Here is a 19,873-nt window from a genome sequence, read left to right as displayed (position 1 = left end):
CCTTAATTGATGCCTTTTTCTCCTGAGCGCACACTGAATTTAGCGTTAAGCAAATCAAAAAGATTCGCTGAATCAGGAGGTTAATAATGACGGCTTACCAAACGCCGGGGCGTGTCTGGAACACGCGCCGCACGGAGAAACAGCGGCGTCTCGCCTCGGTTCCCGTGCAGGGCAAAGTATTGCCCACCGCAGATCTCGCAGCCATGCTGGAAAAACTGATAGCACCGGGTGACCGTGTAGTGCTGGAAGGCAATAACCAGAAACAGGCGGATTTTCTCTCCCGCATGCTGGCCAACGTCAGCCCGGAAAAAGTGCACGATCTGCACATGATCATGCCAAGCGTCGGGCGCAGCGAGCATCTCGATATTTTTGAGAAAGGTATCGCCCGCAAACTCGACTTCTCGTTCTCCGGCACCCAGAGCCTGCGTATTTCGCAACTGCTGGAAGATGGTCTGCTGGAAATCGGCGCCATCCACACCTACATCGAACTCTACTCCCGCCTGTATGTGGATCTGGCTCCGAACGTGGCGCTGATAGCCGGCTACAAAGCCGACCGCAAAGGCAATCTCTACACCGGGCCGAGCACCGAAGACACGCCCGCGCTGGTGGAAGCCGCCGCGTTCCATGACGGCATCGTTATCGCCCAGGTCAATGAACTGGTCGACGACGAGTGCGACCTGCCGCGCGTGGATATCCCCGGCTCCTGGATTGACTATGTGGTAGTGGCAGACAAACCCTTCTTTATCGAACCACTCTTTACCCGCGACCCGCGCCTTATCAAGCAGGAACATATCCTGATGGCGATGATGGCCATCAAGGGCATCTACGCCGAGCACCAGGTGCAGTCGCTCAATCACGGCATCGGTTTTAATACCGCAGCTATTGAACTGCTGCTGCCGACGTACGGCGAACAACTGGGTCTGAAGGGCAAAATCTGTAAACACTGGACGCTGAATCCGCATCCGACGCTTATCCCTGCTATTGAAAGCGGCTGGGTCGAGAGCGTGCACTGTTTCGGCGGCGAGCTGGGCATGGAAGAGTACATTCGCGCGCGCCCCGACGTGTTCTTCACCGGCGCTGACGGCTCCATGCGCTCCAACCGCGCCTTCTGTCAGCTGGCGGGCCAGTACGCGGTCGATATGTTTATCGGCTCCACGTTACAGGTAGACGGCCTTGCTAACTCCTCCACCGTCACCCGCGGGCGGCTTTCCGGCTTCGGCGGCGCGCCCAACATGGGGCACGATCCGCACGGCCGTCGCCACGCGACACCCGCCTGGCTCAACATGATCACCGAGCCTGACCCGATGCAGCGCGGTAAAAAGCTGGTGGTGCAGATGGTCGAAACCTTCCAGGCCGGCGTAAAACCGACCTTCGTGGAAAAACTCGATGCAGTTGACGTGGCGAAAGCCTCTGGCATGCCGCTCGCGCCGGTCATGATTTACGGCGATGACGTCACCCATGTGCTCACCGAAGAGGGGATTGCGTACCTTTACCGCGCAGAAAGCCTTGAAGAGCGCCGCGCGATGGTCGCAGCAGTCGCGGGCATTACTGACATTGGCCTTGGCGTGGACGCCGCACGCGTCGCTGAACTGCGTAAAACGGGCAAGGTGGTATACCCGGAAGATATCGGCATTCGCCGCGCCGACGCCACCCGCTCGTTGCTTGCCGCAAGCAGTGTCGCGGATCTCGTGGAATGGTCCGGCGGTCTTTACAACCCACCTGCCAAATTCCGGAGCTGGTAATGAACCGACAGCCACTGACTCACGCCGAAGGCACCGCAGACGCACTGGCGCGCATCGCCACCGCCTGCCTGATTGATGAAGCGAGACTCACCCCGAAGCCGGGTCTGGTGGACTGTCGCGGGAGCGGCGCGCATCACGACCTGACGCTTGCGCTGATGGAGCGTTCGGCCCACAGCCTGACGCCCACCTTTCATGCGCTGGCTCAGCAGAGCTGGCAGCGCCCGGCGGATATTGCGCTACGCGAAACCATTGGCCGTCTGGGCCGCGAGGGCGAAGCGCAAATGATGGCGGCCACCGGCGGGGTGAATACCCATCGCGGTGCTATCTGGGCGCTGGGACTGCTGGTGAGCGCCACCGCCATGTGCGACGCCGGAGCGACAGGTGAGGCTATCGCCGCCACGGCCGCCCGTCTGGCAGGCCTGCCGGACGCTGGCGCGCCGAAGGGCTTCAGCAAAGGGCTTCGCGCCACGCGGCGTTATCAGGTGCCGGGCGCGCGTGAAGAGGCGCAGCAGGGGTTTCCACATGTGATGCAACTCGCGCTTCCGCAGCTTCACGCCAGCCGCCGTGGCGGCGCGAAAGAAACCGAAGCACGTCTGGACGCGCTGATGGCCATCATGACGTCGCTGTGCGACACCTGCGTGCTTAACCGCGCGGGGCTCACGGGCCAGATGACCATGCAGCGCGGCGCCCGCACCGTGCTGGCCGCAGGCGGTACGGCGACCGACGCCGGGCGTCGCGCGCTGGCAGAGCTTGATAGCGAGATGCTGGCGCTGAACGCCTCGCCAGGCGGAGCTGCTGATCTGCTGGCCGCCACGCTCTACCTCGACCGCGTGAGCGCGCCATCTCGAATAACCGAATAAGAGGGTGTTATGGAACAGATTACATTGTCATTCCCCGCGAGCCGCACGCTGAACGGCAGAGCGCTGGCGGGAGTGGTCGGATCCGGTGATATGGAAGTGCTGTTCACCGCCGATCAGCAACAGGCGCTCAACGTGACCATCACGACATCCGTGGACAACAGCACCGCGCGCTGGAATGCGCTGTTTGACCGCCTCAACCTGCAAAATGGCCTGCCATCCGGCACGCTGGTTATCCACGATTTCGGCGCGACGCCCGGCGTGGCGCGCATTCGCATCGAACAGGTTTTTGAGGAGGTCAGCCATGCGTAACGACCGCAGCTTTATTGAACTTCGGGCGCGCGAACGCGCCAGGGCACTGCTCGATGAAGGCAGCTTTCGCGAACTGCTCGACTCGTTTGAGCAGGTCATGTCGCCGTGGCTTGGCAAGCAGGGCATCGTCCCGCAGGCGGACGACGGCATGGTGGTAGCAAAAGGCACCATCAATGGGCAGCCCGCCGTGGTGATTGCCATTGAAGGCACCTTCCAGGGCGGCAGCATGGGCGAAGTTTCCGGCGCGAAAATGGCCGCCGCCCTTGAGCTGGCCGCGGAGGATAACCGCAACGGCATTCCCACCCAGGCGGTGTTATGCCTGGAAACGGGTGGCGTGCGTCTGCAGGAGGCCAACCTCGGCCTCGCGGCGATTGCCGATATCCACGCCGCGATTGTCGACCTGCGCCGCTATACGCCGGTGGTCGGCATTGTTGCGGGCACTGTGGGCTGCTTCGGCGGGATGTCCATCGCGGCGGCGCTGTGCAGCTATCTCATCGTGACCCGTGAAGCACGCCTTGGCCTGAACGGCCCGCAGGTGATTGAGCAGGAAGCGGGTGTGGAAGAGTACGACTCCCGCGACCGTCCGTTTATCTGGAGCATGACCGGCGGCGAAGTGCGCTATGAAAGCGGTTTTGTCGACGCGCTGGTAGGCGATGGCGTTAACGCGGTGAAAACGGCGATGAACGAAGCCATCGCTAAAGGCGTGCCATCACAGCACCGCAGCGACAACTACGCCTGGTATCTCGATCGTCTGACGCGGTTCGACACCGCGAAACAGGCGGATCGCGAACAGATCAAACAGGTTTTTGCGCGGGAGGAAAAATGATGACGAATACAGTAAGCCGGGGCGCCTTATGGCTTGAAAAACTCGCGCCCAACGCGAAACGTCAGGAGGGGCTTTGCCCGTCCGTTCAGGTGGCCGATGCCGCGCTTAACGGCGAACCCGCACGCTTTATCGCCGTCGTGCCGGATGCCCATAACCACTACCCGCGCGCCGCTAAAGGGGAGGTCGGGCTGCTGGAGGGCTGGACGCTTGCCAGAGTAGTCAGCAAAACCATCAAAGAAGATGCCGATAAGCCTGTGAAGCGCCCGATTATCGCGGTGATTGACGTGCCAAGCCAGGCGTATGGCCGTCGCGAAGAGGCGTTCGGCATTCATCAGGCGCTCGCCGGGGCTGCGGGCGCTTATGCTAACGCACGCCTTGCCGGACATCCGGTGATTGGGCTTATCGTCGGTAAAGCGATGTCCGGGGCGTTTCTCGCCCACGGCTACCAGGCAAACCGGTTAATCGCCTTTAACGACAAAGGCGTGCTGGTGCATGCGATGGGTAAAGAATCTGCCGCGCGCATTACGCTTCGCACCGTCGAGGCGCTGGAGAAACTGGCGGCGACCATCCCGCCGATGGCCTATGACGTCGCCAACTACGCGACGCTCGGGCTGCTCTCTGACCTGCTCGATATCCGAAACCCGGATGCACCAACACCTGAGGATCTGGCACTGGTGAACGCCACGCTGCAACGCGCAATTGATGATGCGCGTCGTGACCCGAGCCTGAAAACCCGCCTCGGCGCCGACAACCGCCGTAGCTCACAGCATGTACGCGAACGTCTGCGCGCCAGCTGGTAAGTAAAACCCTAAAAAGACCTGCCGGATAGCGGCTTACAGGGGCGTAGCGATACGCCCTCTGGCCCGCCGCATCCGTAAAAAATAAAGCTCACCATCTCAGGGCGCGCCGCGCGCCTTGAGATGTAAGGGCCACCATCGCACCAGTGTTGATTTTACTTTCATTACAGGTGACTTATGACTTACGTGATTATTCATGCGCTTGCCCCTATTTTTGTGATCATGCTGCTCGGCTTTATGGCGGGCAAAACAAAAATGGTCGATAACCAAAACGTCGCTTTACTCAATATCTTTGTGATGGACTTTGCCCTGCCAGCTGCGCTGTTTAGCGCCACCGTACAGACGCCGTGGGCGGGCATTGTCGCCCAGTCGCCGCTCATCATCGTCCTGGTGCTGGCGATGTGGATAACCTACGCCGCCATTTACTTCCTGGCGGTCGGGCCGTTTAAGAAATCCCCGCAGGATGCCGCCGTGCTCACGCTGACCGTGGCGCTGCCGAACTACGCCGCGTTGGGTCTGCCTATCCTTGGCAGCGTGCTCGGTGAAGGGCCATCGACATCGCTTTCCGTCGCGGTCTCCATTGCCTGCGGTTCGGTGCTGATGACGCCGTTCTGTCTGCTTATTCTGGAACGTGAAAAAGCGCGTGCCAGCGGCGAGAAGAGCGGCTCAACGCTCGCGATGCTGCCGGTGTTGATGTGGCGTTCGGTGAAAAAACCGATCGTCTGGGGGCCGCTGCTTGGCGTGGTGCTCTCCGCCATTGGCATCAAAATGCCGGAGCTGGTGCTTGCCGCCATTAAACCGCTCGGCCTTGCCGCGACCGCTGCTGCGCTCTTCCTGACCGGCGTTATCCTCTCGGCCCGTAAGCTCAACATTAATTCTGTGGTGATTACCGCGACCATTGCCAAGCTGCTGATCCAGCCGTTTATCGCCTGGGGTATCGTGCTCGCGCTTGGCCTGACGGGGCCGGTTGCTATCACCGCTATCCTGATGATTGCCCTGGCGGCGGGCTTCTTCGGCGTGGTATTCGGCAACCGTTTCGGCGTACAGTCGCCGGACGCCGAAGCCGTGCTGCTGTTAAGCTCGGTACTGAGCATTCTTTCACTGCCGCTTTTTATCACCTTAACGCAAGGACTCTAAACCATGACCGACACGCCGCGTCCCCACGATTTACTCTGGCTTAACGACAGCCGCGCGCTCCAGGGCATTGACGCCCTGTGGGTAAGCGAGCAGTGGAAGTGCCAGTTTCCGGTGGTGGTACGGCGTGACCTGAGCGACAGCGGCTTGATCCCGGTGGGTGTGCGCGGCGTCAGACGCGACCAGCGCGCCGCCGGGTGGGTGGCGGCGCAGGATATCGTGCGCGTGGCGACACCGGAGTCGCTCGCCTGCCTTCAGACGCTGCTGCGCTCGCCGTTTGTCTCACAGCCTCCTGTGCAGGCCGCTATTCAACTCGCGCAGCGCACGTGGCCCTGGGCGTGGGGCATTACCGGCTCTGCCGGTTACGCGCTGGCGACCGAAATGCCGGTGCTGCACCCAGAAAGCGATCTCGACCTGACAATCCGGGCGCCCGTGCCTGTTACGCCTGCCGCCTTCGCCGACTGGCAACGGTGGGTTACCCAACTGCCGTGCCGGGCGGATACGCAGGTAGAGACGCCGTTCGGCGCGTTTTCGCTGACGGAATGGCTGCGCGACGGGCGGGTATTATTAAAAACCAACCGGGGGCCGCTGCGGGTTGGCGACCCCTGGTGCAGGGAGGACGCATGAAAAGTATTTTTACGTTCCCGGGGCAAGGTACCCAGCGCCCCGGCATGCTGCAACATTTACCCGATGAGGAGACGCAGCGCGCGGCACGCGAGGTGCTGGGCGATGAATTCGCCACCCTCGACACGCCGCAGGCGCTGCGCCACACCCGCGCCGTACAGCTCGCGCTGCTGATTGCCGGTGTGGCCTCCGCCCGCGCGCTGATGGCGCAGGGCGTCATGCCGGATATGGTCAGCGGTTTGTCGATTGGGGCCTATCCGGCGGCGGTGATCGCCGGCGCGCTCGATTTTCGCGACGCCTTACGGCTGGTGGCGCTGCGCGGCGATCTGATGGAGCAGGCCTATCCGCATGGTTATGGGTTGACCGCCATCCTCGGCCTGCGTCTGGATCAGGTCGAAAAACTGGCGGCGGAGCAGGGCGCGTATATCGCCAACCTCAATGCCGAAACGCAGATTGTGATTGCCGGGCGTGATGAACAGATGGCGAGGGTGAGCGAAGCGGCGCTCGCGCTTGGCGCGACCAAAGTGAACCGGCTCGCCGTCAGCGTGCCGTCCCACTGCGCGCTGCTCGACGCCCCGGCGCAAACACTTTTTGAGGCCTTTCACGACGTCACCCTGCATCGCCCGACGTGCGCTTACCTCAGCGGCAGCACCGCCCGCGTGGTGTGGCAGCCTGAGCGCATCGCAGACGATCTGGCGTTCAACATGGCGCGCACGGTGCGCTGGCAGGAGGCGATGATCGCCGCTCGCGAGCGCGACGCGAGGCTTGCCATTGAGATGCCGCCCGGCGGCGTGCTGACCTGTCTGACCCGCCAGGCCGGGTGGGAAGGCGAGAGCATTTCACTTGAGCGCAGCGGCATGGATGTTGCGAGGCATCTGGCGGCGCGTCTGTCCCGAGATTAATTTTTATTGAGGCTCAGCGCGTACATGCGACACTCTGCCGCAAGCGCCAGCAGGTTTGGATCGCGCTCGCGATTGCGGGCAAACACCAGCGCTATCTGCTGGCGCATCTGGTACGGCTCCGCAAGCTTCAGAAGCTGCACATCGTTTTCATAAAGCTTCTTCACGCGCCCCGGCACCAGCGACAGCCCAACGCCCGCCTGCACCAGGCTCAGCATGGAGAAAATGTCATTCACGCGGGTGACGATATCCGGCTCAAAGCCCGCCACGTGAAACGCCTCCTGAAAGCCGGCATAAGTGGCGAACCCCTCTGCCAGCGAAACGAACTTACGGTTTTTATAGTGGCGCAAATCTGCGTCGCGTCGGGTATCAAGCGCTTCCGCTGCCGGAGCCGCGAGATAAATGTCGTCGTTAAAAAGCGGCGTCACTTCCAGCGTTTTGTGGTCAACCTGCGTTTCCGAGACCGAAATCAGTATGGCGTCCAGCGCGCCGTCTTCCAGCATATTGAGCAGCACCTGATTAGAGCCCATCGTGAGATCGAGTTCCAGATCGGGGCGGCGCAGCTTCATGCCCATCAGCAGACGCGGTACGGTTTCAAGCGTCAGCGAATAGAGCGTGCCGACGCGCAACCGCCCCTGGCCGATGCCCGCCGTACGCTGCGTCTCCTCAATACCGCGCACCATCAGGCCGATGGCCTCCTGACAATATTCCAGCAAGGTTTCGGCAGCGGGCAGTGCCACCAGGCTGCGGCCCCGGTGCACAAAGAGCGGGCAGCGCACACCTTCTTCCAGGCTGTGCAGCGCCCGGTGCACGCTGACGGCGCTTAAGCCCAGTGCCTCGGCGGTGCGGGCGATATTTCCCTTCTCCATAAACGCCATGAAGATAGAAAGCTTGCGAAATGTGATGTCGTCGTCGATGGCGAGTTTCATGCGGGCCTGGTGTTGAGTAACGGGATTAGCGAGCTTAACGGCTGGAGACGATGGGGTAAACCTTCCTTGCCGCAGGGACATTCTCGGGTTTGCTAACGAAGGCGCAGGCTATCAAATCCGTAGGTTAATACAGGTATGACTTATCAACGTGCAAGGCTATCGTAGCGGTGAAACAGAACACGGAGCGAAAAATGAGCACGCCAACTGAGACACACAATACGTTATCTGCGGGGAAATGCCCCTTCCATCAGGGAAACCATAATCAAAGCGCCGGCGGCGGCACCGCCAGCCGCGACTGGTGGCCAAATCAGTTGCGCGTGGAGCTGCTAAACCAGCACTCCGAACGCACTAATCCGCTGGGAGAGGCGTTTAACTACCGCAACGCGTTCAGTGAGCTGGATTACGCGGCGCTGAAAGGCGACCTGAAAGCGCTGTTAACCGATTCTCAACCGTGGTGGCCGGCCGACTGGGGCAGCTACACCGGGCTTTTCATTCGTATGGCGTGGCACAGCGCTGGTACTTACCGCGCGACTGACGGGCGTGGCGGCGCAGGCCGTGGGCAGCAGCGTTTCGCGCCGCTTAACTCCTGGCCGGATAACGTAAGCCTTGATAAAGCGCGCCGCCTGCTGTGGCCCGTCAAACAGAAATATGGCCAGAAAATCTCCTGGGCCGACCTCTTTATTCTCGCCGGCAACGTCGCGCTGGAAAACTCGGGTTTCCGTACCTTTGGTTTCGGTGCCGGGCGTGAAGACGTCTGGGAACCGGATATGGACGTGAACTGGGGCGATGAGAAAAACTGGCTTGAACATCGCCATCCGGAATCACTGGCGCAGGCGCCGCTCGGCGCGACCGAAATGGGCCTTATCTACGTCAACCCCGAAGGGCCGAACCACAGCGGCGACCCGGCTTCCGCCGCGCCCGCGATTCGCGCTACCTTTGGCAACATGGGGATGAACGACGAAGAGACCGTGGCGCTGATCGCAGGCGGCCATACGCTGGGTAAAACCCACGGCGCAGGCGCGGCGAGCCATGTTGGCGTTGACCCGGAAGCCGCCCCGATTGAAGCGCAGGGCCTCGGCTGGACCAGTAACTTCGGCAGCGGTGCGGGCGCGGATGCGATCACCTCCGGCCTGGAAGTGACCTGGACCCAGACGCCGACCCAGTGGAGCAACTACTTCTTTGAGAACCTCTTCAAATATGAGTGGGTGCAGACCCGTAGCCCGGCAGGCGCAATTCAGTTTGAAGCCGTAGACGCGCCGGAGATTATCCCGGACCCGTTTGACCCGTCGAAAAAACGCAAGCCGACAATGCTGGTCACCGACCTGACGCTACGTTTCGACCCGGAATACGAGAAGATTTCGCGCCGTTTCCTGAACGATCCGCAGGCGTTTAACGAAGCCTTCGCCCGCGCCTGGTATAAACTGACGCACCGCGATATGGGGCCGAAAGCACGCTACATCGGGCCGGAAGTACCGAAAGAAGATCTGATCTGGCAAGACCCGCTGCCCGCGGCGATTTACCAGCCGACGCAGGCGGATATCGATGCCCTGAAGGCAGAGATTGCGAACGCCGGGCTGTCGGTCAGTGAACTGGTTTCTGTGGCCTGGGCCTCGGCATCGACCTTCCGCGGCGGTGACAAACGCGGCGGCGCTAACGGCGCACGTCTGGCGCTTGCCCCGCAGCGCGACTGGGCGGTAAATGCGCCAACCGCGCGTGCGCTGGCAACGCTTGAAGCGCTCCAGCGTAGCGCGAACAAAGCCTCACTGGCGGACATCATTGTGCTGGCAGGCGTGGTGGGCATCGAACAGGCCGCAAAAGCCGCCGGTGTTGACGTGACCGTACCGTTCTCGCCGGGCCGCGTCGATGCGCGTCAGGATCAGACTGATATTGCGCAGTTCGAACTGCTGAAACCGGCAGCTGATGGTTTCCGTAACTATCGCGGCGTGCGTAACAGCACGTCTACCGAAGCGCTGCTTATCGACAAAGCGCAGCAGCTGACGCTGACCGCACCGGAACTCACGGTACTGGTAGGCGGGATGCGCGTTCTCGGCGCCAACTTTGATGCCAGCCAGCACGGCGTGTTCACCGATCGTGTGGGCGTGCTCAGCAATGATTTCTTCGTGAATCTGCTGGATATGCGTAACGAGTGGAAAGCGATCGACGCGACCTCAGAAGCGTTTGAAGGACGCGATCGTATCAGCGGTGAGGTGAAATTTACGGCGACCCGCGCGGATCTGGTGTTTGGCTCCAACGCGATTCTGCGTGCGGTAGCGGAAGTCTACGCAAGCCAGGATGCCCGCGAGAAATTCGTGAAGGATTTCGTGGTGGCGTGGACCAAAGTAATGAACCTTGATCGTTTCGATCTGCGTTAATCATTACGCCCCGCGTCACTGCACGGGCGGTTAAGCAAAGCGGAATAACAAAAAAAGGCGATGAGCAATCATCGCCTTTTTTATGCCTGTCCGACGCGGGTCAGACGCCGCTTTCCAGAATGCGGATGGAGGTATCCAGCACGTCGCCTTTAACCTCATCACGAAAACCCTGCATGTGCGGCGTTTCCAGGTGCGCTTTTAAGTGCTCGGCACTGGCCCACTGCTCCACCATGACAATGGAATCCGGCGCGCTGGTCTGGAAGCCCAGGCCGGTCGCGCTGTCTACCATTGGCGCGTAACCGTGGCAACCCGCCTCTGCAAGTACCGCTGGAATGATCTTCTTGAACGCTTCCAGCACCGCCTGACGGTGGTGCGCGCCAGGACGGGTACGAATTTCTGCTATTACTGTCAGCATGGTTAACTCCTTTTGTAAAACCGTCTGACAGTTAAGCAAAAATTTTCGCCAGATGCTCGCGATATTCTGCAATGTGGCGCGGCACGTCCGGCATTTTAATCACGTCGTTGGCGATATAGGTTGGCAGCGCGGTCAGGCTCAGGAACTCGTTCGCCTTGTGGAAGGGCAGATAGACGCCGTCTACGCCGACGCCATGGAAAAACTGATCTTTATCGGTAAACGCCTCCAGCGGCGCGTTCCAGGTCAGTGAAAGCATATATTTTTTGCCCTGAAGCAGGCCGCCGGAGCCATATTTCTTCGAGGCATCGGAGCGGGTACGACCGTCGCTGGCGTACAGTGAACCGTGACCTTCGGTAAAGACGTCATCAATGTATTTTTTCACGGTCCACGGCGCGCCCATCCACCAGCCTGGCATCTGATAAATGATGACGTCAGCCCACAGATACTTCTGCACTTCTTCTTTGGCATCGTAGTCGCTGTCGGCGCGGGTGACCTGAACATCATGTCCGACGTCGCGCAGGTAGCTCTCCGCGACCTCAGTCAGGGTGTCGTTGAGCTGGCCGTTGGAGTGAGCGAATTGCTTCGCGCCGTTGATGATTAATATGTTGCTCATTATTTGTCCTCTAATTATCGCGTTTGTCATTAATATTACCGCATCTGGCGATACAGTAATATTGGCAAAACGCGCAAAGACTTTTGCAGTATGAGCAATAATCAGGTGTCAGGCGTATGTACCGTTACCTCAAAGGCCTCCACTTCAACACGGCCTGCAGCCTCGCCCAGGGCCACCGCAAAGAGCCCCATTTTCGCCCCGACCCATTTGCCCGGCGCGGCGGCGAAGCGCGGTTCCACCGTCTGCCATGGCTCGTCGGCGAGACGCCAGCAGAACGTGCACAGACCGTCGCCATCCACCACCACTTTCAGGCTGAGCGTCGTATCGGATGGTAAGACGACGAGCGACGTCTTACGGCTGACGATGCTGCCGCTATCGTTCATCCAGCCGCCGCCAAACACCAGGGCCAGGCCCTGTGAGGTTTGTTCTGCGCCAAACCAGGCGAAGCGCTCGCCATAGACGGTGAGGCCCGCGCACTCGCCAGGCAGGCGCAGTTGTGGTCGCAGGCGGGTGTGTGCCTCAAACCGGGGGCCGGGGAATTTCTGCAACAGCAGATTGGGAGCGTGATAAAACGACGGCTGGCCTTCATGTTCCGGCAGCGTCTGGCAATGGAGCCGCAGATGGCCGGCCTCGGAAGAAAACCAGCCCGCCTGAGGATTCGCAAGCCACTGCCATTGCGGGCCTGGTTTGCCCTCATGAAAAGCATCGCTTGCAGGTAACGCTGCGGCGAGTGGCGCACCATTCACGGCAGGTTTCGTCCACTGGCTGACCGGCTCGCCGATACCCGACGGCCCCGGCGCTCCAATGACAGGCCAGTCATCACGCCAGACGACCGGTTGCAGATGCACGATACGTCCGGCGATATGCGCATCCTGAAAATGCACAAACCAGCCTTCGCCGTTCTCAAGCTCTACCCAGCCACCCTGATGCGGGCCATTAACCGCACTTACGCCCTGGTGCAGGGCCACGCGATGCTCCCATGGCCCGTGCAGACTGCGGCTGCGCAAAACGGTCTGCCAGCCGGTAGGGACGCCGCCTGCGGGGGCGAAAACATAGTAATAGCCGTTGCGCTTGTAGACTTTGGGTCCTTCCAGCGTGGGGAGATCGAGCTGGCCGTCATACAGGATCTCGCCGTCATCCAGCAGCTTTCTGCCGTCCGGGGACATTTCGCACAGCGCCAGCTGATGTTTTTTGCCGCTGCGGCTGAAGGCGAATGCATGTACCAGCCAGGCGCGGCCATCGTCATCCCAGAATGGACAGGGATCGATATGGCCTTTGGCCGCTCGCAGGCAGTGCGGCTCGCTCCAGTCGCCCAACGGATCGACCGCCTGACACATAAAAATGCCCTCATCCGGCGTGCTGAAAAAGACCCAGAACCGTCCGTCGTGATAACGAATACTCGGCGCCCAAATTCCTTTTCCTGGCTGCACACGGTCGTAGTCGCCCATCGTCAGGCGCGGAACGATATGATTCACCAGCCGCCAGTTCACCAGATCGCGCGAGTGCAGCAGCGGCAGGCCAGGCAGATGGTTAAAGCTTGAGGCGACCATGTAAAAGTCATCGCCGACACGCACGAGATCCGGGTCGGAGTAGTCGGCGTACAGTATCGGATTGCGGTATTGCCCGTTATGGCAGTCCGTCTGCCAGAAATCAGCGTGCATCATGCCTCCTTAACGTGTGGATGAAGCGCGAGGTCGTCCGCCTCATGGGCGCGGCGCTGTGTGGCTTTGCGCGTGGCCAGATCCGTTTGAATGCGCGTCATCATCGCGTCATCCAGTTTATAGAAGCGCGCAAGCCACCAGAGGATCAGATAAGAGACTGAGGGGCCGAGGGTTAACAGGCCGATAATGCCGGTCGTGGCGAGTGGCGTCTGGGTAACGGCTCCTGGCACGTAACCAAACCAGCCGAGCGAAAAACCGACCAGCGCGCCGGCAACGGCCATGCCCAGTTTCAGCGCGAACAAATTGCCGGAAAACGACAGCCCGGTGATGCGCCGTCCGGTTTTCCATTCGCCGTAGTCGGCGGCGTTAGCCATCATGTTCCACTTAAATGGCTGGTACATCTGATGGAACATGCCCACCAGAAAATAGAGCGGGAACACCACGGCAAGCCAGGTGGGCGGAATGAAAAACATCACCACGCCGATAAAAACCAGCAAAAGGTTGATGTTCTTAAACAGCGTGGTGGCGCGGTAGCGTTTGGCAAGCCCGCCTGCGAGCATTGCACCGATAATCGTGCCGACGACGCTTGTGGTGATAAACGCTGACTTCATGGTCGTACCCAGCGCGGCGCTGGTATCTGGCCCGAGCATCAGATAGGTGGCGTAATAGAGCGTCGCGGCGTTACGCATGACGCCCGCCATGCTGGAAAAAAAAGTAATGACAGCGACCACAATCCACTGATCGTTAGCGAACAGTTCGCGCAGGTCACGCTTCACGTCGCTCTGCTCATTCTGCGGCTGCACGCGCTCTTTGGTCGAAAGAAAACAGAACACCAGCATTACTATAGCAATAGCCCCCATCACGGCCATCGTAAGTTGATAGCCCTTCTGGGTATTACCGTTGCCGAGTAACTCCACCAGCCACAGCGTACCGACCGAAACCAGCAGACCCGCGAGCGACGAAATCGTAAAGCGATACGCCTGCGCTGAAAGCCGGTCTTTCTCATCCGTTGTGATAACGCCACCGAGCGCGCAGTAGGGGATGTTAATGAGCGTATAAAACAGCATCAGCAGGGAATAGGTCACCCAGGCGTAGACCAGCTTGCCGGTGGCACCGAAATCGGGCGTGGTATAGGTAAGCACGGCGATGACGGCATAGGGCACCGCAAACCAGATAAGCCAGGGGCGGAAATGACCCCAGCGCGTTCGGGTGCGGTCGGCCAGCAGGCCGGTGAGCGGATCGATAATGGCGTCAAGCACGCGGGTCACCAAAAACATTACCCCTACGGCGGCGGCCGGCAGGCCGTAAATATCGGTGTAAAACCAGGTTAAAAACATGGTAACTGAGGAGTAGACGATGCCACACGCCGCGTCCCCCATCCCAAAACCGAGCTTTTCACTGACGGAAAGTCTGTTATCCATGTTGCTTCTCCGGTGTGAAATTCATCAGATTTATTATTGGGAGGGGAATCCGGGAATGCCTATTACGGTATTTGTCTCTCTGTTTACCAATTTTAGTATTTGTTATACCAGTCACGAATCTGTGCGATAACTTCGCACGCCCCGCCACTGCCGTGAAAAAAGGCTGATCGTTTATACAACGCTGTGACAGAAAGGGGCGGGATAAGGTACTATCGCGGCAAACATCTGCCGCCTCCGGCAGGGATTGATGCGTGTAAAGACAACGCCACGGTCTGAGGAAATGTATTAATGAGTGATATAACTCATGATGGTGCAGAGCGTCTTGCGCTGCATGAATTCACTGAAAACGCCTATCTGAACTATTCCATGTACGTCATCATGGACCGCGCGCTGCCGTTTATCGGCGACGGGCTTAAGCCTGTTCAGCGCCGCATCGTCTATGCCATGTCGGAACTGGGACTGAACGCCAGCGCCAAATTCAAAAAATCGGCCCGTACCGTGGGCGATGTGCTGGGTAAATACCACCCGCACGGCGACAGCGCCTGCTATGAGGCGATGGTGTTGATGGCGCAGCCCTTCTCGTACCGTTATCCGCTCGTGGACGGGCAGGGGAACTGGGGCGCGCCGGACGATCCGAAATCCTTCGCGGCGATGCGTTACACCGAATCGCGTCTTTCCAAATACGCTGAAGTGCTGCTGGGCGAACTCGGACAGGGCACGGTCGATTACGTGCCGAACTTTGATGGCACGCTGAACGAGCCGAAAATGCTGCCGGCGCGCCTGCCGAATATCCTCCTGAACGGGACGACGGGCATCGCGGTGGGTATGGCGACAGATATTCCGCCGCACAACCTGCGAGAAGTCGCCAAAGCGGCCGTGAGCCTGATAGACCAGCCGAAAACTACGCTTGATGAGCTGCTGGATATCGTGCAGGGCCCGGATTACCCGACCGAAGCGGAAATCATCACGTCCCGTGCGGAAATCCGCAAAATTTACCAGAGCGGTCGCGGCTCGGTGCGTATGCGCGCCGTCTGGAAAAAAGAAGATGGCGCGGTGGTTATTTCTGCGCTGCCGCATCAGGTTTCCGGCGCCCGCGTGCTGGAGCAAATCGCCAACCAGATGCGTGCTAAAAAGCTGCCGATGGTCGACGATCTGCGTGATGAGTCAGATCACGAAAACCCGACGCGTCTGGTTATCGTGCCGCGCTCCAACCGCGTGGATATGGATCAGGTGATGAACCACCTGTTCGCGACGACCGATCTGGAAAAAAGCTATCGCATCAACCTCAACATGATTGGGCTTGATGGCCGCCCGGCGGTGAAAAACCTGCTGGAGATCCTCACCGAATGGCTGGCGTTCCGCCGTGATACGGTGCGCCGTCGCCTTAATTATCGTCTGGAGAAAGTGCTTAAGCGCCTGCATATCCTCGAAGGTTTGCTGGTGGCGTTTCTCAACATCGACGAAGTCATTGAAATCATCCGTCGGGAAGATGAGCCGAAGCCGGTGTTGATGAGCCGTTTCGGCATCAGCGAGACGCAGGCCGAAGCTATTCTCGAACTCAAACTCCGCCACCTGGCGAAGCTTGAAGAGATGAAAATCCGCGGCGAACAGAGCGATCTGGCAAAAGAACGCGATCAACTCCAGGGCATTCTCGCTTCCGAGCGCAAAATGAATACTCTGCTGAAAAAAGAGATCCAGGCGGATGCCGACGCGTACGGCGACGATCGCCGCTCGCCACTGCATGAGCGCGAAGAAGCCAAAGCGATGAGCGAGCACGACATGCTGCCGTCCGAGCCGGTGACTATCGTTCTTTCCCAGATGGGCTGGGTACGCAGCGCGAAAGGCCACGACATCGACGCGAAAGCGTTAAGCTACAAAGCCGGCGACAGCTGGCTCTCGTCGGCGAAGGGCAAGAGCAACCAGCCGGTGGTGTTCATCGACTCCACGGGCCGCAGCTATGCGCTTGATCCCGTCTCGCTGCCCTCAGCGCGCGGGCAGGGCGAGCCGCTGACCGGTAAGCTGACGCTGCCGCCGGGCGCGGTGGTGGAACATATGCTGATGACGGGCGAGGAGCAAAAGCTGCTCATGGCCTCTGACGCGGGCTATGGCTTCGTCTGTACCTTCAACGATCTGGTGGCGCGCAACCGCGCTGGTAAAGCGCTGATTACGCTGCCAGAAAACGCGCATGTGCTGAAGCCGCTGGAAATCGAGCATGACGACGATATGCTGCTCGCTATTACGGCGGCGGGACGTATGCTGATGTTCCCGGTAGCCGATCTGCCGCAGCTCTCAAAAGGGAAAGGCAATAAAATTATCTCCATTCCATCCGCCGATGCCGCGAAAGGCGACGATAAGCTCGCTTATCTCACCATCCTGCCGCCGCAGAGCACCGTGACGCTGCACGTCGGTAAACGCAAAATCAAACTGCGCCCGGAAGAGCTGCAAAAAGTGCATGGCGAACGCGGTCGTCGCGGTACGCTGATGCGTGGCCTGCAACGTATCGACAGCGTCGAGGTGGACGCACCGTCGCGCCCGAAAGCGGACGACAGCGAGGCGTAATTCCCGGCACCCGCCTGAAGGCTTTGACGCCGCGTTTTCTGTGAGTTTCAACAGGAGGCGTGGCGGCCTCGCTTGCGTAATTTTCCCGCCCACGCCATTGTTTGTTTGCGCGTGACGCATAAAAATAAGTGTTTGAGTCTGCTCAACATGATGAGCCGCTAGGGATGCCTGACCGTGAGCGGTGTGTTTTCCGTTAAAGCCGTTATACTGTTCCGCGGCTGCGGCTTCAGAGGTAGTTATGTTATCGATCGTTCGAATGATTCTTGTTGTTCTCTACAGTCTTATTGTTTCAATTCTTGGCTGCATCTGGTGCCTGTTTAGCCCGCGCAACCCGCGCCACGTGGCAACGTTTGGCCATATGTTCGGCCGCCTCGCGCCGCTGTTCGGCCTGAAGGTAGAACTGCGTAAACCGCAAGGGGCCGAAAACTACGGCAACGCTATTTATATCGCCAACCACCAGAACAATTACGACATGGTGACGGCGTCCAGTATCGTTCAGCCGCCGACCGTGACCGTGGGCAAAAAAAGCCTGATTTGGATCCCGTTTTTCGGCCAGCTTTACTGGCTGACCGGTAACCTGCTTATCGACCGCAACAACCGCAGCAAAGCCCACGGCACCATTGCTGAAGTCGTGAACCAGTTTCGCAAGCGTGACATTTCCATCTGGATGTTCCCGGAAGGAACCCGCAGCCGCGGGCGCGGCCTGATGCCGTTTAAAACCGGCGCGTTTCACGCCGCTATCGCGGCGGGCGTGCCGATAATTCCGATCTGTGTTTCAAATACCCATGGTAAAATCAAGCTCAACCGGTGGAAAAACGGTCTGGTCATCGTCGAAATGTTACCGCCTGTCGACACCCAGGGTTGGGGAAAAGAACAGGTACGGGAACTTGCCGCCCACTGCCGCCAGCTGATGGAAGAGAAAATCGCTCTGCTGGATAAAGAAGTGGCCGAGCGCGAAGCGGCCGGCAAGATCTAAGACTGACGGCGTTCGCCGTCATTCATTACCCGTTTTCATGGAGCCATTATGTCACTCAGTCGGCGTCAGTTTATTCAGGCATCGGGCGTTGCGCTCTGCGCGGGCGCGGTGCCGCTGAGGGCACACGCCGCGGGTCAGCAGCAGGCGCTGCCGGTGCCGCCGCTACTCGAGTCGCGCCGCGGCCAGCCGCTGTTTCTGACGCTCTCCCGTGCCCACTGGTCTTTTGCGCCGGGTACTCGCGCTCAGGTCTGGGGATTCAACGGCCGCTACATGGGGCCGACTATCCGCGTCTGGAGCGGCGACGACGTTAAACTCATCTACAGCAACCGCCTCCAGGAAAACGTTGCGATGACGGTCAGTGGGCTACAGGTGCCGGGGCCGCTGATGGGCGGTGCGCCGCGCATGATGTCGCCTGGCGCCGACTGGGCCCCGGTACTGCCGGTTCGCCAGTCTGCCGCCACGCTCTGGTATCACGCCAATACCCCCAACCGCACCGGGCCGCAGGTCTACAACGGCCTTGCCGGTATGTGGCTGGTGGAGGATGCCGTCAGCAAAGCGATGCCGGTGCCGAACCACTACGGCGTGGACGATTTCCCGATAATCATTCAAGACAAACGCCTTGATAACTTTGGCACGCCGGAATACAGCGAGCCGGGCAGCGGCGGGTTTGTCGGTGATACGCTGCTGGTCAACGGCGCGCAGAGCCCGTATGTGGAAGTGTCGCGCGGCTGGGTTCGCCTGCGTTTGCTGAATGCTTCAAACGCGCGGCGCTACCAGTTGCAGATGAGCGATGGCCGCCCGTTGCATGTGATCGCAGGCGATCAGGGCTTTCTGCCTGCGCCGGTTTCGGTCAAACAGCTGGCGCTGGCGCCGGGTGAGCGTCGCGAAGTGCTTATCGACATGACTAACGGCGACGAAGTCTCTATCACCTGCGGCGAAGCAGCATCAATTATGGACCGTATCCGCGGTATTTTTGAGCCGTCGAGTATTCTTATCTCCACACTGGTGCTGACGTTGCGCCCGACCGGGCTGTTGCCGCTGGTGACCGATAACCTGCCGATGCGCCTGCTGCCGGATGAGATAATCAATGGCGCGCCGGTGCGCAGCCGTGACATTACGCTTAGCGACGATCCGGGCATTAACGGGCAGCTGTGGGATATCAAGCGAACCGATGTCCAGACGCAGCAGGGCGCGTGGGAGCGCTGGACGGTGCGTTCGGATATGCCGCAGTCGTTTCATATCGAAGGCGTGAGTTTTCTTATCCGCAGCGTCAATGGCGCCGCGCCGTTCCCGGAAGATCGCGGCTGGAAGGACACGGTCTGGGTGGATGGTCAGGTGGAGCTGCTGGTGTATTTCAGCCAGCCGTCATGGGAGCATTTCCCGTTCCTCTATTCGAGCCAGACGCTGGAGATGGCCGACCGCGGTTCGGTCGGCCAGATGGTAGTGAACCCTGCGCCCTGATGCGTCGAGACCCATGGAAAAAGCCGCTGCAAAGCGGCTTTTTTTGTGGCCGGGGTGAGGGCAGCAACCGCTGAAGTTCAGCCAGCATCACCGTCCGGCCTCGACCTGGCGAAATGGCGGTTCTCGTAAGTGGCCTGCGGGGCATAACAGGCGTTCTTCAGGGGGTTACGGGTGGGGCACAGGAGGCGATAGTTTTCATCCCGCTATCCTGTCAGCCATCAAAAATGGCGGTCAGCACGATGATAGAAAACGGGAAAGAAGCTTCAGAAATCTCT

General features: G+C 59.8%; 17 protein-coding genes. 12 read left to right on the top strand and 5 right to left on the bottom strand.

All coding sequences use genetic code 11. The features are described from left to right. Positions 1–86 precede the first annotated feature (86 nt). From mdcA to mdcH, 8 genes are all read left to right on the top strand, one after another. Positions 87–1,742, top strand: a complete 1,656-nt coding sequence (gene mdcA, locus AFK62_RS16430) for a malonate decarboxylase subunit alpha (protein WP_007669351.1) — start codon at positions 87–89, stop codon at positions 1,740–1,742. After that, the gene (locus tag AFK62_RS16425) at positions 1,742–2,602 is read left to right on the top strand and encodes a triphosphoribosyl-dephospho-CoA synthase (protein ID WP_007669348.1); all 861 of its coding nucleotides are present in this window, start codon (positions 1,742–1,744) and stop codon (positions 2,600–2,602) included. The genes mdcA and AFK62_RS16425 overlap by 1 nt, the downstream gene beginning before the upstream one ends. Positions 2,603–2,611: 9 nt before the next feature. Then, a complete protein-coding gene (gene mdcC, locus AFK62_RS16420) occupies positions 2,612–2,911 on the top strand; it encodes a malonate decarboxylase acyl carrier protein (protein ID WP_007669345.1) in 300 nt (99 codons plus the stop codon). After that, positions 2,904–3,737 (top strand): biotin-independent malonate decarboxylase subunit beta, encoded by an 834-nt coding sequence (locus AFK62_RS16415; RefSeq protein ID WP_007669342.1) that lies wholly within the window; start codon positions 2,904–2,906, stop codon positions 3,735–3,737. Before mdcC ends, AFK62_RS16415 begins: the two co-directional genes overlap by 8 nt. Then, a complete protein-coding gene (gene mdcE / locus AFK62_RS16410; RefSeq protein ID WP_007669339.1) occupies positions 3,737–4,537 on the top strand; it encodes a biotin-independent malonate decarboxylase subunit gamma in 801 nt (266 codons plus the stop codon). The genes AFK62_RS16415 and mdcE overlap by 1 nt, the downstream gene beginning before the upstream one ends. A 174-nt stretch (positions 4,538–4,711) precedes the next feature. Continuing rightward, positions 4,712–5,671 carry an AEC family transporter gene (locus AFK62_RS16405; protein WP_007669337.1) on the top strand — a complete coding sequence of 320 codons (960 nt, stop codon included), beginning with the start codon at positions 4,712–4,714 and terminating at the stop codon, positions 5,669–5,671. Between the two features lie 3 nt (positions 5,672–5,674). Further along, complete coding sequence (locus AFK62_RS16400; protein ID WP_053532033.1) at positions 5,675–6,295, top strand: malonate decarboxylase holo-ACP synthase; 621 nt, start codon at positions 5,675–5,677, stop codon at positions 6,293–6,295. Then, positions 6,292–7,194 carry a malonate decarboxylase subunit epsilon gene (mdcH, locus tag AFK62_RS16395; RefSeq protein WP_007669333.1) on the top strand — a complete coding sequence of 301 codons (903 nt, stop codon included), beginning with the start codon at positions 6,292–6,294 and terminating at the stop codon, positions 7,192–7,194. Before AFK62_RS16400 ends, mdcH begins: the two co-directional genes overlap by 4 nt. On the opposite strand, the gene AFK62_RS16390 is transcribed toward mdcH, so the two are convergent. Further along, complete coding sequence (locus AFK62_RS16390) at positions 7,191–8,120, bottom strand: LysR family transcriptional regulator (protein WP_007729594.1); 930 nt, start codon at positions 8,118–8,120, stop codon at positions 7,191–7,193. The two genes, mdcH and AFK62_RS16390, sit on opposite strands and share 4 nt — an antisense overlap. Before the next feature lie 191 nt (positions 8,121–8,311). On the opposite strand from AFK62_RS16390, the gene katG reads away from it, so the two are divergent. Then, positions 8,312–10,492, top strand: a complete 2,181-nt coding sequence (gene katG, locus AFK62_RS16385; RefSeq protein WP_053532032.1) for a catalase/peroxidase HPI — start codon at positions 8,312–8,314, stop codon at positions 10,490–10,492. Between the two features lie 100 nt (positions 10,493–10,592). Here katG and AFK62_RS16380 read toward each other — a convergent pair whose 3' ends face one another. From AFK62_RS16380 to AFK62_RS16365, 4 genes are all read right to left on the bottom strand, one after another. Continuing rightward, on the bottom strand, positions 10,593–10,907 hold the full coding sequence (locus AFK62_RS16380; protein ID WP_007669326.1) for a putative quinol monooxygenase: 315 nt from the start codon (positions 10,905–10,907) through the stop codon (positions 10,593–10,595). 31 nt (positions 10,908–10,938) lie between these two features. Beyond that, on the bottom strand, positions 10,939–11,520 hold the full coding sequence (locus AFK62_RS16375; protein WP_007669322.1) for an NAD(P)H-dependent oxidoreductase: 582 nt from the start codon (positions 11,518–11,520) through the stop codon (positions 10,939–10,941). A 101-nt stretch (positions 11,521–11,621) separates the two neighbouring features. Further along, positions 11,622–13,181 carry a glycoside hydrolase family 43 protein gene (locus AFK62_RS16370; RefSeq protein ID WP_007669319.1) on the bottom strand — a complete coding sequence of 520 codons (1,560 nt, stop codon included), beginning with the start codon at positions 13,179–13,181 and terminating at the stop codon, positions 11,622–11,624. Then, on the bottom strand, positions 13,181–14,602 hold the full coding sequence (locus tag AFK62_RS16365) for a glycoside-pentoside-hexuronide (GPH):cation symporter (protein WP_007669311.1): 1,422 nt from the start codon (positions 14,600–14,602) through the stop codon (positions 13,181–13,183). The genes AFK62_RS16370 and AFK62_RS16365 overlap by 1 nt, the downstream gene beginning before the upstream one ends. A gap of 288 nt (positions 14,603–14,890) precedes the next feature. On the opposite strand from AFK62_RS16365, the gene parC reads away from it, so the two are divergent. From parC to ftsP, 3 genes are all read left to right on the top strand, one after another. Further along, a complete protein-coding gene (gene parC / locus AFK62_RS16360; RefSeq protein ID WP_007669309.1) occupies positions 14,891–17,161 on the top strand; it encodes a DNA topoisomerase IV subunit A in 2,271 nt (756 codons plus the stop codon). 238 nt (positions 17,162–17,399) lie between these two features. Further along, positions 17,400–18,137, top strand: coding sequence for a 1-acylglycerol-3-phosphate O-acyltransferase (locus AFK62_RS16355; RefSeq protein WP_032984216.1), 738 nt, complete (start codon positions 17,400–17,402; stop codon positions 18,135–18,137). A 48-nt stretch (positions 18,138–18,185) separates the two neighbouring features. After that, on the top strand, positions 18,186–19,598 hold the full coding sequence (gene ftsP / locus AFK62_RS16350; protein ID WP_053532031.1) for a cell division protein FtsP: 1,413 nt from the start codon (positions 18,186–18,188) through the stop codon (positions 19,596–19,598). Positions 19,599–19,873 lie beyond the last annotated feature (275 nt).

The organism is Cronobacter condimenti 1330, from assembly GCF_001277255.1.
Taxonomy (GTDB): domain Bacteria; phylum Pseudomonadota; class Gammaproteobacteria; order Enterobacterales; family Enterobacteriaceae; genus Cronobacter; species Cronobacter condimenti.
This window is presented reverse-complemented; position numbering and strand designations above follow the sequence as displayed.